The sequence below is a fragment of the Mycobacterium sp. 1245801.1 genome (genome assembly GCF_001673055.1).
In the GTDB taxonomy this organism is placed as follows: domain Bacteria; phylum Actinomycetota; class Actinomycetes; order Mycobacteriales; family Mycobacteriaceae; genus Mycobacterium; species Mycobacterium europaeum_A.
On sequence record NZ_LZKY01000054.1, the window covers coordinates 1 to 17489 of the forward strand.

Sequence of the window (17489 nt, forward strand, 5' to 3'; positions counted from 1 at the left end):
ACACGTCCGGCACCACCGGTGTGCCCAAAGGCGTTGCGGTCACCCAACACAACGTCGCGCAGCTGTTCGACGATCTGCGGCTCGGGTTCGCCTTATCGGCCGAGCAGGTGTGGACGCAGTTCCACTCGTATGCCTTCGACTTCTCGGTGTGGGAGATCTGGGGGGCGCTGCTGCACGGCGGACGACTCGTCGTGGTCCCCGGCGCGGTGGCCCGGTCGCCTGAGGAGTTTCATGCCCTGCTGGTGGGTGAGGGTGTGACGGTGTTGACCCAGACCCCGTCGGCGGTGGGGCTGTTGCCCACCGACGGCCTGGATTTCACGGCGTTGGTGGTCGGGGCCGAGCCGTGTCCGCCGGAGCTGGTGGACCGCTGGGCGCCGGGCCGGGTGATGGTCAATGTGTATGGCCCCACCGAAACCACCATGTGGGCCTGCAAGAGTGCCTCGCTACAGGCGGGCTCGGGATTCCCGCCGATCGGCTCACCGGTCACTCGCGCGGCGTTCTTCGTGCTCGACGAATGGCTGCGCCCGGTGCCCGCCGGGGTGGTGGGGGAGCTGTATCTGGCCGGCGAGGGCGTGGGGGTCGGGTACTGGCGCCGCCCCGGGCTGACCGCATCGCGGTTCATGGCCTGCCCGTTCGGCCAACCCGGCACCCGCATGTACCGCACCGGGGACCTGGTCTGCTGGGGACCCGACGGACAGCTGCGCTACCTGGGCCGCGCCGACGAGCAGGTCAAGATCCGCGGCTACCGCATCGAACTCGGCGAAATCCAGGCGGCCCTGGCCGCGCTCGACGGGGTGGAGCAGGCGGTCGTCGTCGCCCGCGAGGACCGCCCCGGGGACAAGCGCCTGGTCGGTTATGTCACCGGCTCGGCCGAGCCGGGGAAGGCGCGCGCCGCGCTGGGCGAGCGACTGCCGGGCTACATGGTCCCGGCGGCGGTGGTGGCGCTCGACGCGCTGCCGGTGACGGTGAACGGCAAGCTCGACACCCGCGCCCTGCCCGCGCCGGACTACCGGACCGCTGGCAATTATCGCAACTATCGCGCCCCGAGCACCGCGGTCGAGGAGATCGTGGCCGGCATCTACGCCCAAATCCTGGGGGTGGAACGCGTCGGGGTCGACGACTCGTTCTTCGACCTGGGCGGCGATTCGCTGTCCACCATGCGGCTGGTCACCGCGATCAATGCCGCGCTGGACAGCGACCTTCCGGTGCGCGTCGTCTTCGAGGCGCCCACCGTTGCGCAGCTGGCGCCGCGCATCGCGGAGAGCGCGGCCGGCCTGGAGCCGCTGGTGGCCGCCGAGCGGCCCGCGGTGGTCCCGTTGTCGTTCGCGCAGAACCGGTTGTGGTTCATCGACCAATTCCAGGGCCCGTCACCGCTGTACAACATGGCGGCGGCGCTGCGGCTGCGCGGGCGGCTCGACGCCGGCGCCCTGGCCGCCGCGCTGACCGACGTGGTGAGCCGCCACGAAAGCCTGCGCACCCTGTTCCCGGCGCACGAGGGAACGCCCCAACAGCTGGTGGTGCCCGTCGAGCGCGCCGACATCGGCTGGGACGTCATCGACGCCACCGCGTACCCGGCGGACCAGCTGGACGACGCCATCAAGGCGGCGACGCGCCATACCTTCGATCTGGCGACCGAAATCCCCATCCGCGCAAAGCTTTTCGCGCTCGCCGAGGACGAGCACATCCTGGTGATCGTGGTCCATCACATCGCCGCGGACGGTTTGTCGCTCACGCCGTTGAGCGCCGACCTCAGTGTGGCCTACACCAGCCGGCGCGCCGGGCGCGCCCCGGGCTGGGCCGAATTGTCGGTACAGTACATCGATTACACGCTCTGGCAGCGCGCCCAGTTCGGCGATCTCGACGACGGCTCCAGCCGCATCGGCGGCCAGCTGGCCTACTGGGAGGAAGCCCTGGCGGGCATGCCCGAGCGGCTGGCGCTGCCCACCGACCGGCCCTACCCGCCGGTGGCCGATCAGCGCGGTGACAGCGTGGTGGTGGACTGGCCCGCGGAATTGCAGGAGCAGGTCCGCCGGCTGGCCCGCGAGCACAACGCGACCAGCTTCATGGTGGTGCAGGCCGCGCTGGCGGTGCTGCTGTCCAAGCTCGGCGCGAGTTCCGATGTGGCCGTTGGCTTTCCGATCGCCGGGCGGCGCGACCCCGCCCTCGACCAGTTGGTCGGCTTCTTCGTCAACACCCTGGTGCTGCGCGTCGACCTGGCCGGTGACCCCACCTTCACCGAACTGCTGGAGCGCGTCCAGGCGCGCAGCCTGGCGGCGTTCGAGCATCAGGACGTGCCGTTCGAGGTGCTGGTGGAGCGGGTCAATCCGACCCGCAGCCTGACGCACCACCCACTGGTACAGGTGATGCTGGCCTGGCAGAACTTCGCCGGGCACGACGACCCCGCCGCCGGCCTGGCGCTGGGCGACCTCGAGGTCACGTCCGTACCGGTGGCCGACCAGTCGGCCCGCATGGACCTGGTGTTCTCCCTGGCCGAGCGCTGGACCGCGGCCGGCGAGGCCGCCGGGATCGGCGGACGGGTGGAATTCCGCACCGACGTGTTCGACGCGGCCACCGTCGAGACTTTGATCGCGCGGCTGCAGCGGGTGCTGACCGCGATGACCGCCGATCCCACCCACCCGGTGTCGTCGGTGGATTTGCTCGACGATGCCGAGCGCGACCGCCTCGAAAAGCTGGGAAACAACGCCGTTTTGACCGGGCCGGCCGGCCCGCCGGTGTCGGTGCCCGAACTGTTCGCCGCGCACGTCGCCGCCGCGCCCGAGGCCGTGGCGCTGGTCTGCGAGGGCCTGTCGGTGACGTACCGCGAGCTGGACGAGGCGTCCAACCGGTTGGCGCACCGCCTGGCGGCGCGGGGCGCCGGTCCGGGACAGACTGTGGCACTGCTGTTTTCGCGGTCGGCCGAGGCGATCGCCGCCATCCTCGCGGTGCTCAAGACGGGGGCCGCGTACCTGCCGATCGATCCCTCGTCGCCCGACGCCCGGATCGAGTTCATGCTCGGCGACGCCAAGCCCGTCGTCGCGATCACCACCGCCGACCTGGCCGCGCGGTTCGACGGACGCGGCGTGACCGTCATCGACGTCAACGATCGCCGCATCGACACCCTGCCCGAAACGAGCCTGCCGCTGCCCGGGCCCGACGGCGTCGCCTACCTGATCTACACCTCGGGCACCACCGGCGTCCCCAAAGGCGTTGCCATCACCCACCGCAACGTGACCCAGCTGCTGGGCTCGCTGGACGCCGGACTGCCGGCCGCGGGGGTGTGGTCGCACTGCCACTCGCTGGCGTTCGACGTCTCGGTCTGGGAGATCTTCGGCGCGCTGCTGCGCGGCGGCCGGCTGGTCGTGGTGCCCGAATCGGTGGCGCGTTCCCCGCAAGACCTGCACGACCTGCTGGTCGCCCAGCAGGTCAGCGTGTTGACCCAGACGCCGTCGGCGGTGGCGATGCTCTCGCCCGAGGGCCTGGAATCGGTGTCGCTGGTGATGGCCGGTGAGGCCTGTCCGGCCGAGGTGGTGGACCAATGGGCGCCCGGCCGGGTGATGGTCAACGCCTATGGCCCGACCGAGACCACCATGTGTGTGACCATCAGCGCGCCCCTGGCGCCCGGGTCGGCGGCCCACGGGCCGGTGCCGATCGGGTCCCCGGTGCCGGGGGCGGCGCTGTTCGTGCTCGACGGGTCGTTGCGGCCGGTGCCGCCCGGCGTCGTCGGGGAGCTCTACGTCGCCGGATCCGGTGTGGCCGCGGGATATGTCGGCCGGCCCGGGCTGACTTCGTCGCGGTTCGTCGCCTGCCCCTTCGGCGGAGCCGGCACGCGCATGTATCGCACGGGCGACCTGGCGCGCTGGAACGCCGACGGGCAACTGCAGTACTTCGGCCGCGCCGACGAGCAGGTCAAGGTCCGCGGCTACCGCATCGAGCTCGGCGAAATCCAGTCCGCGCTGGCCGGATTCGACGGTGTCGAGCAGGCCGTGGTCATCGCCCGCGAGGACCACCCGGGCGCCTTGCGGCTGGTCGGTTACATCACCGGCAGCGCCGACGCCGCCGCCGTCCGAACCGCACTGGCCGAACGGCTGCCCGCGTACATGGTCCCCGCCGCGGTGATGGCGCTCGAGGCCTTTCCGTTGACCGCCAACGGCAAACTGGACACCCGCGCCCTGCCGGCGCCCGAATACACCGCGGGTGAATACCGCGCACCGCAAACCCCCACCGAAGAGATCCTGGCCGGCATCTACGCCGACATCCTGAACGCCGAACGCGTCGGCGTCGACGACTCCTTCTTCGACCTCGGCGGCGACAGCATCTCCGCCATGCGCCTGATCGCCGCGATCAACGCGAGCCTGGACGCCGACCTCGCCGTGCGGGTCGTGTTCGAGGCGCCCACGATCGCCCAGCTGGCACCCCGGCTCAGGGAGGGCGGCAACGGGCTGCAGCCCTTGACCGCCGGCGCGCGGCCGGCGATCGTCCCGTTGTCGTTCGCGCAGAACCGGCTGTGGTTCCTCGACCAATTGCAAGGTCCCTCACCGGTGTACAACATGTCGGCCGCCCTGAGGCTGGACGGTGCGCTCGACGCCGACGCGCTCGGCGCGGCGCTGGGCGACGTGGTGGCTCGCCACGAGAGCCTGCGCACCCTGTTCGCCGCCCCCGAGGGGACGCCGCAGCAGGTGGTCATCCCCGCCGACCAGGCCGACTTCGGCTGGGAGGTTGTCGACGCCAGCGCCTGGTCGGCAAGCCAGCTGGAGGAGGCGATCGGCGCCACCGCGCGCTACACCTTCGACCTGTCCTCCCAAATCCCGCTGCGGGCAGAGCTTTTCCGGCTCGGCGAGGACCGGCATGTGCTGGTCGCCGTGGTGCACCACATCGCCGCCGACGGCATGTCCATCACCCCGCTGGTGCGCGACCTCGGGGTCGCGTACGCCGGCCGGGCCGCCGGCCGCGGCCCCGACTGGGCGCCGCTGCCGGTGCAGTACGTCGACTACACGCTGTGGCAGCGCGCCCAATTCGGCGTTCTCGACGACGGCAACAGCCGCATCGCCGCCCAGCTGTCCTATTGGGAAGGCGCCCTGGCCGGGATGCCGGAACGGGTGCAGTTGCCCACCGACCGGCCCTACCCGCTGGTGGCCGACCAGCGCGGCGCCACCGTCGAAATCGATTGGCCCACCGGGCTGCAGCGGCGCGTCGGGGAAGTGGCTCGCCACCACAACGCCACCAGCTTCATGGTGATCCAGACCGCGTTGACCGTGCTGCTGGCCAAGATCGGCGCCAATCCCGATGTGGCGGTGGGCTTCCCCATCGCCGGGCGGCGCGATCCCGCGCTCGACGAGCTGGTGGGCTTCTTCGTCAACACCCTGGTGCTGCGCGTCGAGGTGGCCGGTGACCCCAGCTTCGCCGACGTGCTATCCCAGGTGCGCCAGCGCAGTCTGGCCGCCTACGAGCACCAGGACGTGCCGTTCGAGGTGCTGGTCGAGCGGCTGAACCCGACCCGAAGCCTGACCCATCACCCGCTCATCCAGGTGATGTTGGCCTGGCAGAACTTCGCCGGGCACGACGCCGGCCCCGCGGCCGGATTCACCCTGGGCGACGTCGATGTCACGCCGATTCCGGTGGACACCCAGACCGCCCGGATGGACCTGACCTTCTCGCTGGGCGAACGCTGGGACGAGCGCGGCGAACCCGCCGGAATCGGCGGAACCGTCGAATTCCGCACCGACGTCTTCGACGAGGACAGCATCCGGGCGCTGGTCGACCGGCTGCAGCGGGTGCTGCTCGCGATGACCGCCGATCCCGCCCAGGCGTTGTCCGCGATCGATCTGCTCGACGACACCGAACACGCCCGGCTGGCTGCGTTCGGCAACCGCGCCGCGCTGAGCGCATCCGCGCCCCAAACCGATTCCCTCCCAGCCCTTTTCGCCGCGCAGGCAGCCCGCACCCCGGACGTCGTCGCGCTGGTCTGTGCCGGCCGCAAGCTGACCTACCGCGAGCTGGACGAGGCGTCGAACCGGTTGGCGCACCTGCTGACCGACCAGGGCGCCCGCCCCGGACGTACTGTCGCGCTGCTGTTTTCGCGCTCGGCCGAGGCGATCGTGTCGATCCTGGCGGTGCTCAAGTCCGGGGCGGCCTACCTGCCGATCGACCCGGCGCTGCCCGAGGCGCGGATCGGATTCGTGCTCAACGACGCCGCCCCGATCGCCGCGATCACCACGGCCGACCTGAGCGACCGCCTCGACGGCCACGACATCCCGGTCATCGACGTCAACGATCCCGCCGTCGACACCCGGCCCGCCACCGCGTTGCCCGCGCCGGCACCCGAACACCTCGCCTACCTGATCTACACCTCGGGCACCACCGGGGTCCCCAAAGGCGTTGCCGTCACCCATCGCAACGTCACCCAGCTGCTCGCGTCCGGGGAGTCGGGACTGCCGCGTTCGGGCGTGTGGTCGCAATGGCATTCGCTCGCGTTCGACGTCTCGGTGTGGGAGATCTTCGGCGCGCTGCTGCACGGCGGCCGACTGGTCGTGGTGCCCGAATCGGTGGCGCGCTCGCCGGAAGACCTGCACGCGCTGCTGGTCGCCGAACAGGTCAGCGTGCTCAGCCAAACCCCGTCCGCGGCGGGCGCGCTCGCGCCCGAGGGACTGGAGTCGGTCACGCTGGTGGTGGCCGGCGAGGCCTGCCCGTCCGAACTGGTGGACCGCTGGGCGCCGGGACGGACCATGATCAACGCCTACGGCCCCACCGAGGCCACGGTGTACGCGGCGATCAGCGCACCGCTGGAGGCCGACGCACCGGGCGTGGTGCCGATCGGTTCCCCCGTGCCGGGGGCGGCGTCGTTCGTGCTCGACGAGTGGCTGCGGCCGGTGCCGCCGGGTGTGGTCGGCGAGCTGTACGTGGCCGGCGCCGGCGTCGCCTGCGGCTACTGGCGGCGGTCGGCATTGACCGCGTCGCGGTTCGTGGCCTGCCCGTTCGGCGGTCCGGGATCGCGCATGTACCGCACCGGTGACCTGGTGCGCTGGCGCGCGGACGGGCAGCTGGACTACCTGGGCCGCGCCGACGAGCAGGTCAAGATCCGCGGCTACCGCATCGAACTCGGCGAGGTGCGCGCGGCACTGGCCTGGGTGGACGGCGTCGAGCAGGCGGTCGTGGTGGCGCGCGAGGACCGCCCCGGGGATAAGCGCCTCGTCGGCTATGTCACCGGCACCGCCGACCCCGCCGCGGTGCGCGCCGCGCTGGCCGAGCGGCTGCCGGGCTACATGATCCCGACCGCCGTGGTGGTGATGCAGGCCCTGCCGCTCACCCCCAACGGCAAGCTCGACACCCGCGCCCTACCGGCACCGGAATACTCCGACGCCGACCGGTATCGGGCCCCCGACAACGCCATCGAAGAAATCCTGGCCGGAATCTACGCGCAGGTGCTCGGCCTCGAGCGCGTCGGCGTCGACGACTCGTTCTTCGACCTGGGCGGCGACAGCATCTCGTCGATGCAGGTGGTGACGCGGGCGCGCGCCGCCGGCCTGGTGTGCAAGACGCGCGACATCTTCGTCGAGCAGACGGTGGCCCGACTGGCCCGGGTGGCCGAAGTGCTCGACGCCGCCACCGCGGTGGCCGACGAGGGGCTCGGGCCGGTGCAGGCCACTCCGATCATCCGCTGGCTGCAGGACGTCCACAACGCCGGCGGTGACGTCGCCCAGTTCAACCAGGCCATGCTCGTGCAGGCCCCGGCCGCGGTCACCGAGGCCGACGTCGTCACGGTGCTGCAGGCCCTGCTGGATCGCCACGCCATGCTGCGGCTGCACGTCGACAACGACCCCGCCACCGGCTGGTCGCTGACGGTGCCCGAGCCCGGCGCGGTGGACGCCCGCGCGTGCCTGCACACGGTGGACGAACTGTCCGAGGCGGCGGTCATCGAGGCGCGCTCGCGGCTGAACCCGGCCGCCGGCGTGCTGCTGCGCGCGGTGTGGGCGAGCGCCACCCGTCAACTGGTCGTGATCGTTCATCACCTGGCCGTCGACGGCGTGTCGTGGCGAATCCTGTTGCAGGACTTGAACATCGCCTGGGCCCAGCAGCACGGCGGGCAGCCCGTGGCGCTGCCGACCGTGGGGACCTCGTTCGCCCGCTGGTCGGCACGGCTGGCCGAGCATGCGCGCCACCGCGACGTGGTGGGCCAGGCCGACACCTGGCAGCGGGTGGCGGCCGCGGCGGCCACGCCCGCTGCGCTGCCCGCGGTGCGGCCCGAGGTCGACACCTTCGCCACGGCCGGACACCTCTCGATGGAGCTGGACGCCGAGACCACCGGCATGCTGCTCGGCGCTGTGCCCGCGGCGTTCCACGCCGGCGTGCAAGACATCCTGCTGATCGCGTTCGGGCTGGCGTGCGCGGAATTCTCGGGCGGCGGCGCGCCGGTCGGCATCGGGGTCGAGGGCCACGGGCGTCACGAGGAACTGGGCCGCGACGTCGACCTGTCCCACACCGTGGGCTGGTTCACCACCAAATACCCGGTATCCCTTGCGCTGCAAGGCATCTCCTGGGCGCAGGTCGCCGCCGGCGGAGACGCGCTGGGCGCGGTGCTCAAGGACGCCAAGGAACAGCTGCGCGCCCTGCCCGACCCGCTGAGCTACGGCCTGCTGCGCTACCTGAACCCCGACATCGACCTGGACGCGCCGGAGCCGCCGATCGGCTTCAACTACCTGGGACGCCAGGGCGGGGCGGCCGAGCTCACCGACGACATGTGGCGGCCCGACCCGGATGGCTGGACGGTCACCCGCGCGGCGACCGCGATACCGATGCCGCTGATGCACACCGTCGAGCTGAACGCGGTCACCGTCGACTCCGCGGCCGGACCGCGGCTGCACGCCAACTGGACCTGGGCGCCCTCGGCATGCAGCGACGAGCAGATCACCAGGCTGGGCCGATTGTGGTTCGAGGCGCTGGCCGGCATCTGCGCGCACGTGCGCTGCGGTGGCGGCGGCCTGACCCCGTCCGACATCGCACCGGCCCGGCTCACCCAGCCGCAGCTCGATCAGCTTGCGCGCCAACACAATATCGCCGACGTGCTGGCGCTCACCCCGGTCCAGCAGGGACTGCTCTTCCACGCCAACACCGCGCAGGCGAGCGAGGATCTGTACGCCGGGCAGCTGGACATCAGCATCGCCGGCCCGCTCGACCCCGACCGGCTGCGCGACGCCGTGCAGACGATGATCGGCCGGCATCCCAACCTGGTCGCCCGGTTCTGCGACGACTACGACGAGCCCGTCCAGATCATCCCGGCCGACCCCGCGGCGTCCTGGCAGTACGTCGAGCTGGACGGCGACCCCGACGCCGACGCGCGGATCCGACGGCTGTGCGCGGCCGAGCGCGCCGCGGTCTGCGGCGACCTCGCCGACCACCCCGCCTTCCGGGTGGCGCTGCTGCGCACCGCCCCCCAGCGCTACCGGCTGGTGCTGACCAACCACCACATCGTGCTCGACGGCTGGTCGATGCCGATCCTGCTGGGGGAGATCTTCGCCGGCTACTACGGCCAGCGGCTGCCGGCGGCGGCGCCCTACCGCGCCTTCGTCGACTGGCTGGCCGCACGCGACGTGGACGCCGCCCGAACCGCCTGGGCCGACGTGTTCGCCGGCTTCGACAGCCCGACCCTGGTCGGCCCGCAGGACCGCACCGAGCCCGGGCGGCAAAGCGTCGAATCGTTCGCGCTGCCCGCCGAGCTCAGCCAGTCCATCACCGACCTGGCCCGCTCCTGCCACACCACGGTCAACACGGTGCTGCAGGCCGCGTTCGCGCAGCTGCTGTGCGCCCTGACCGGCCAGGGCGATGTCGTGTTCGGCACCACCGTGTCGGGCCGGCCCGCCGAGGTCGCCGGCGCGGAGAACATGGTCGGCTTGCTGATCAACACGGTGCCGGTGCGGGCGAACATCACCGCCACGACCACGACCGCCGAACTGCTCGACCAGCTGCAAGGTGCCTACAACCACACGCTGGACCACCAGCACCTGGCGCTCAACGAGATCCACCGCATCACCGGCCAGGACCAGCTGTTCGACACGCTGTTCGCCTACGAGAACTATCCGATCGACGCCAGCGCGTTGTCCGCCGACCACGAGCTGGCCGTCACCGACATCACCACCCGCGAATCCACCCACTACCCGCTGACCATGCAGGCCCAGCCCGGAAAGGAGCTGCGCCTGCAGGTCGAATACGACACCGACGTCTTCGACGCGGCACGCATCGCGACGCTGATCGAACGGCTGCAGCGGGTGCTGGTCGTGATGACCGGCGACCCGGCGCGGCGGTTGTCGTCGATCGACCTGCTCGACGCCGCCGAACACGACCGGCTGGACGCCTGGGCCGACCGGGCGGTGCTCACCCGGCCCGCCACGCCGACGTCGATCCCGGCGCTGTTCGCCGCGCAGGTGGCGCGCAGCCCCCAAGCCGCGGCGGTGACCTTCGAGGGCCGGTCCATCAGCTACCGGGAACTCGACGAGAAGTCGAACCGGTTGGCGCACCTGCTGATCGGCCGCGGGGTGGGCCCGGGCGAATCCGTGGCCCTACTGTTCGGCCGGTCGGCCGACGCGATCGTGGCCATCCTGGCGGTGCTCAAGACCGGCGCGGCCTACCTGCCGATCGACCCGGCGCTGCCGGCGGCCCGCATCGATTTCATGCTCACCGACACCGCGCCGATGGCCGCGATCACCGTCGCCGCGCTGGCGGACAAGCTGCACGCGCACGACCTGATCGTCATCGACATCAACGACCGCGCCGTGGCACGCCAGCCGCGCACCGCCCTGCCGGCGCCGGCACCCGAACACGTCGCCCACATCATCTACACGTCGGGCACCACCGGTCTGCCCAAGGGGGTGGCCGTCAGCCACCACAACGTGACCCGCATGTTCGACGCGCAGGCCGTCGGCGTCGAGTTGTCGGCCGGGCAGGTGTGGACCCAGTTCCACTCGTACGCCTTCGACTACTCGGTGTGGGAGATCTGGGGCGCGCTGCTGCACGGCGGGCGCCTCGTCGTGGTGCCCGACTCGGTGGCCCGCTCACCCATGGAGTTCCACGCCCTGCTGGTCGCGGAGAAGGTCACCGTGCTGAGCCAGACCCCGTCGGCCGTGCGGATGCTCTCGCCGCAGGGCCTGGAGTCCGCGGCCCTGGTGATCGGGGCCGAGCCCTGCCCGCCCGAACTGGTGGACCGCTGGGCGCCGGGCCGGACGATGGTCAACGTCTACGGCCCCACCGAGGCCACCATCTTCTCGTCGATGAGCACGCCGCTGGCGCCCGGCTCGGGGGCGCCGCCGATCGGCTCCTCGGTGCCCGGCACGGCGCTGTTCGTCCTGGACGGCTGGCTGCGCCCGGTGGCCGCCGGGGTGGTCGGCGAGCTGTACGTCGCCGGTCGCGGCGTCGCATACGGGTACGTGCGCCGGCCCGGGCTGACCGCGACCCGGTTCGTGCCCTGCCCCTTCGGCGAGCCCGGATCGCGCATGTACCGCAGCGGCGACCTGGTCTGCTGGGGCCCGGACGGCCAGCTGCAGTACTTCGGCCGCGCCGACGAGCAGGTCAAGATCCGCGGCTACCGCATCGAAGTCGGGGAGGTGCGCTCGGCGCTGGCCGCGCTGGACGGCGTCGACCAGGCGGTCGTCATCGCGCGCGAGGACCGACCGGGCGACAAGCGCCTCGTCGGCTATATCACCGGCACCGCGGATCCCGCCGAGGCCCGCACGCAGCTGGCCGAGCGGCTGCCCGCCTACATGGTCCCGGTGGCGGTGGTGGTGCTCGACGCGCTGCCGATGACCCTCAACGGCAAGCTCGACATCCGCGCCCTGCCGGCGCCCGAATACTCCGCGGCCGGTTACCGCTCGCCGACCACCCCCACCGAGGAGATCCTGGCCGGCATCTACGCCCACGTGCTGGGCGTCGAGCGGGTCGGCGTCGACGACTCCTTCTTCGACCTCGGCGGCGACAGCATCTCGGCGATGCGGGTGATCGCGGCGGTCAACAGCGCCATGGACGTCGGCGTGCCGGTGCGCGTCATCTTCGAATCGCCCACCGTCGCGCAGCTGGCGCCGCGCATCGGCGAGGACACCGGCCGGCTCGACCCGCTGGTGGCGGGGGAGCGTCCGGCGGTGATCCCGCTGTCCTTCGCGCAGAGCCGGCTGTGGTTCCTCGACCAGCTGCAGGGACCGTCGCCGGTCTACAACATGGCGGCGGCGATGCGGATGCACGGCCGCCTCGACGTCGCGGCGCTGGAGGCGGCGCTGGCCGACGTGGTGGCCCGCCACGAGAGCCTGCGCACGGTGTTCGCCGTGACCGGGGAAACGCCCCAGCAGGTGGTGATCCCGGTCGAGCAAGCCGATCTGAGCTGGCGGAACGTGAACGCCCGCGGCTGGTCGGCGGGCCGGCTGCGCGAGGCGATCGACGCCGCGGCCCGCGAAACCTTCGACCTGGCCACCCAGATCCCGTTGCGCGCATCGCTGTTCCGCACCGCCGACGACGAACACGTGCTGGTGGCCGTCGTGCACCACATCGCCGCCGACGGCTGGTCGTTGCGGCCGCTGGTCCGCGACCTGGGGCTGGCGTACGCCAGCCGCTGCGCCGGGCGGGCCCCCGACTGGGAGCCGCTGGCCGTGCAGTACGTCGACTACACGCTGTGGCAGCGCGCGCAGTTCGGCGAACTCGCCGACAGCGGCAGCCGCATCGCCGCGCAGCTCGCCTACTGGCAGGACGCGCTGGCCGGCATGCCGGAGCGGTTGGCGCTGCCCACCGACCGGCCCTACCCGCAGATCGCCGATCAGCGCGGGGCGGCCGTCGAGGTGGACTGGCCGGCCGACCTGCAGCAGCAGGTCGCCGGGCTGGCCCGCGAGTACAACTCGACCAGCTTCATGGTGGTGCAGGCCGCGCTGGCGGTGCTGCTGTCGAAGCTCAGCGCCAGCACCGATGTGGCGGTCGGCTTCCCGATCGCCGGCCGGCGCGATCCCGCGCTCGACGACCTGGTCGGGTTCTTCGTCAACACCCTGGTGCTCCGCGTCGACCTGGCTGGCGACCCGAGTTTCACCGAACTGCTGACCCGGGTCCGCACCCGCAGCCTGGAGGCCTTCGAGCACCAGGACGTGCCGTTCGAGGTGCTGGTCGAGCGCGTCAACCCGACCCGAAGCCTGACCCACCACCCGCTGGTGCAGGTGATGCTGGCCTGGCAGAACTTCGCCGGGCAGGACAGCGACCCCGGCGCCGGACTGGCCCTGGGCGACGTGCAGGTGACCTCGATACCGCTGGACACCCAGGTCGCCCGCATGGATCTGGTGTTCTCGCTGGCCGAACGCTGGGGCGAGGACAACGAGCCCGCCGGGATCGGCGGGCGGGTGGAGTTCCGCACCGACGTGTTCGACGCGGCCACCATCGAGACGCTGATCGCGCGCCTGCAGCGGGTGCTGGAGGCGATGACGGCCGATCCCGCCCGCGCCCTGTCGACGGTGGACCTGCTGGACCGGCACGAACGCGCCCGCCTGGACGCCCTGGGCAACCGCGCGGCGCTGACCGCGCCCGCGACCACCGACGCCTCGATTCCCGCGCTGTTCGCCGAGCAGGTGGCGCGCACCCCGGACGCGGTGGCGCTGCGCTGCGACGACCGCTCGTGGACCTATCGCGAGCTCGACGAGGCCGCCAACCGGCTGGCCCACCGGCTGACCGGCCTCGGCGTCAGCCGCGGTGAGCGGGTGGCGCTGCTGTTCGGCCGCTCGGCCGAGGCGATCGTGGCGATCGTGGCGGTGCTCAAGACCGGCGCGGCCTACCTGCCGATCGACCCGGGGCTGCCGGCGGAGCGGATCGGCTTCATGCTCGCCGACGCCGCGCCGATGGTGGCGATCAGCACCGCCGGGCTGGCCGAGCGGCTGTACGGCCACCACGTCGCCGTCCTCGACGTGAACGATCCGGCCGTGCCCACCCAGCCGTCGACCCCGTTGCCGGCGCCGAGCGCCGACGACGTCGCCTACCTGATCTACACCTCGGGCACCACCGGTGTCCCCAAAGGCGTTGCCGTCACGCACGGTAACGTCGCCCGGCTGCTGGCGTCCGGTGACTCCGGTCTGCCCCGCGAGGGCGTCTGGTCGCAATGGCACTCGCTGGCCTTCGACGTCTCGGTCTGGGAGATCTTCGGCGCGCTGCTGCAGGGCGGACGCCTGGTGGTGATCCCCGACTCCGTGGTCCGGTCGCCGGACGACTTCCACGCGCTGCTGGTCGCCGAACGGGTCACCGTGATCAGCCAGACGCCGTCCGCGGCGGACGTGCTGTCGCCCGCGGGGCTGGACTCCGCGGCGCTGGTGGTGGCCGGCGAGGCCTGCCCGGCCGAGCTGGTCGACCGGTGGGCGCCGGGACGCACGATGATCAACGCCTACGGCCCCACCGAGGCGACGGTGTACGCCGCGGTCAGCGCCCCGCTGCAGGCGGGATCGCCCACCACCGGGCCGGTGCCGATCGGTTCCCCGGTGCCGGCGGCCGCGGCGTTCGTGCTGGACGAATCCCTGCGGCCGGCGCCGCACGGCGTGGTCGGTGAGCTGTATGTCGCCGGCGGCGGCGTCGCGGTCGGCTACTGGCGCCGCGCCGAGCTGACCGCGTCGCGCTTCGTGGCCTGCCCGTTCGGGGCGCCCGGGTCGCGGATGTACCGCACCGGCGACCTGGTCCGCTGGGGGCCCGACGGCCAGTTGCAGTACCTGGGCCGGGCCGACGAGCAGGTCAAGATCCGCGGCTATCGCATCGAACTCGGCGAGGTGCGCTCGGCGCTGGCCGCGCTGGACGGCGTGGACCAGGCGGCGGTGATCGCCCGCGAGGACCGCCCAGGCGACAAGCGCCTGGTCGGCTACGTCACCGGGGGAGCAGACCCGGTGGAGGCCCGCGCCCGGCTGGCCGATCGCCTGCCGGCCTACATGGTCCCGGCCGCCGTCGTGGCGCTCGACGCGCTGCCGCTGACACCGAACGGCAAGCTCGACGTCCGGGCCCTGCCGTCACCGGAGTACCGCGACGTCGACCGCTACCGCGCCCCGGGCACCCCGGCCGAGGAGACCCTGGCCGGCATCTACGCGCAGATCCTGGGCGTCGACCGGGTCGGCGTCGACGACTCCTTCTTCGACCTGGGCGGCGACAGCATCTCCTCGATGCAGGTGGTGACCCGCGCGCGGGCCGCCGGCCTGGCGCTGCGCACCCGCGACATCTTCACCGAGCAGACCGTGGCGCGGCTGGCCCGGGTGGCCGGGGTGACCGACGGCGAGCACGGCGTGCTCGACGAGGGCGTCGGCGAGGTCGTCGCTACGCCCATCATCCGGTGGCTGCGCAGCGTGGACGGTCCGGTCGACCAGTTCAACCAGACGATGGTCCTGCAGGCACCCGCCGGCGTCACCGAGGCCGACGTGGTGGTGGTGTTGCAGGCCCTGCTGGACCGGCACGCCATGCTGCGGCTGCGCGTCGATCGCGCGGACGAGGGCGCGGACGAGGGTGCGGGCGAATGGTCACTGCAGGTGCCCGAGTCGGGGTCGGTCGATGCCGCCCAGCGGGTGCACGCGGTCGACGAGCTGTCGGACGCGGCGATCATCGAGGCGCGGTCGCGGTTGAACCCGGCCGCCGGGGTGATGCTCAGCGCGCTGTGGGTTTCCGCCACGCGTCAGCTGGTGCTGATCATTCATCACCTGGCCGTCGACGGCGTCTCCTGGCGGGTGCTGCTGGAGGACCTCAACATCGCCTGGGGCCAGCATCACCACGGTCAACCCGTCGCGCTGCCCGCCGGCGGCACCTCGTTCGCCCGCTGGGCGACGCTGCTCGCCGAGCACGCGCAGTCACCGGCCGTGGCCGAGCAGGCCGAGGCCTGGCGGCGGGTCGCCGCGACCCCGTCCGCCCTGCCCGCGGTGCGGCCCGAGGTCGACACCTACGAGACCGCCGAAAACATGGCGGTGACCCTGGACGCGACGACCACCCGCACGCTGCTCGGCGAGGCGCCCGCGGCATTCCACGCCGGCGTCAACGACATCCTGCTCGTCGGGTTCGCCCTGGCCTGGGCCGAGTTCCTAGGCTCCCGTCTCGCTGTCGGCACCCCCATCGGCATCGACGTCGAGGGCCACGGCCGCCACGAGGAACTGGCCCCCGGAGTCGACCTGTCGCGCACCGTCGGGTGGTTCACCACCAAGTACCCGGTGGCTTTGAACGTCGCGGGGCACGTCGGCGGGCTGTCCTGGTCGCAGGTCACCTCCGGCGCGCCGATCCTGGGCGCGCTGATCAAGGACGCCAAGGAGCAACTGCGCGCGCTGCCGGACCCGCTCACCTACGGGTTGCTGCGCTACCTCAACGGCGACGTCGACCTGGACGGCCCCGACCCGACCATCGGGTTCAACTACCTGGGCCGGCTGGGCGGCGCGGCGGCCGAGCTCTCCGACGAGCTGTGGCGAATCAGCCCGGACGGGTCGTCGGCCACCGCGACCAGCACCGCGGTGCCGATGCCGCTGATGCACACCGTCGACCTCAACGCCGGCACCATGGAGACCGCCGACGGCCCGCAGCTGCACGCCAACTGGACGTGGGCGGCCTCGGCGCTGGACCGCGACCAGATCGCCCGCCTGAGCCGGCTGTGGTTCGAGGCCCTGGCCGGCATCTGCGCGCACGTGCGCCACGGCGGCGGCGGCCTGACCCCGTCGGACATCGCGCCCGCGCGCCTGGACCAGCAGCAGATCGAGCGGCTGGAGCGGCGCCTGCGGATCGCCGACGTGCTGCCGCTGACCCCGCTGCAGGAGGGGCTGCTCTTTCACGCCGGCTCCCGGCGGGACGCCCGAGACCGGCTGGAAGACCACCTGTATGCGGTGCAGCTCGACCTCACCCTGACCGGCCCGCTGGACGCCGACCGGCTGCGCGACGCCATGCACAGCGTGGTCGGCCGGCACCCGCACCTGGTGGCCCGTTTCTGCGAGGAGTTCGACGAGCCGGTCCAGATCATCCCGGCCAACCCGGCGCTGGCCTGGCGCCACCTCGAGATCAGGCCCAACGGCAGCGCGCCCGAAGAGCGGATCCAGCGGCTGTGCGCCGCCGAACGCGCCGCGGTCTACGACCTGGCGGACCAGCCGGCCGTGCGCGCCGCGCTGATCCGCACGGGCGACGACCGGCACCGGCTGGTGCTCACCATCCACCACATCGTGCTCGACGGCTGGTCGGTGCCGATCCTGCTGAACGAGACGTTCGCCTGCTACACCGGCCAGCGGCTGCCGGCGCCCGCGCCCTACCGCCGGTTCGTCACCTGGCTGGCCGAGCGCGACCACGACGCCGCCCGCGCGGCGTGGCGCGACGTGCTGGACGGCTTCGACACCCCGACGCTGGTCGGGCCGCCGCAGCAGCGGGAACCCGGCGGCCGCGGTGTCCGGTCGTTCGCGCTGTCCGAGGAGACCACCCGCGCGGTCAGCGAACTGGCTCGCGCCGGCCACACCACCGTCAGCACCGTGCTGCAAGCCGGGTGGGCGCAGCTG

1 protein-coding gene is annotated in these 17489 nt (G+C 72.4%); it reads left to right on the forward strand.

What is annotated here, in order from left to right; all coding sequences use genetic code 11:
- Positions 1–17489 (forward strand): non-ribosomal peptide synthetase (locus A5622_RS02945; RefSeq protein ID WP_156752822.1); only part of this gene is annotated, 17489 nt, incomplete at both ends.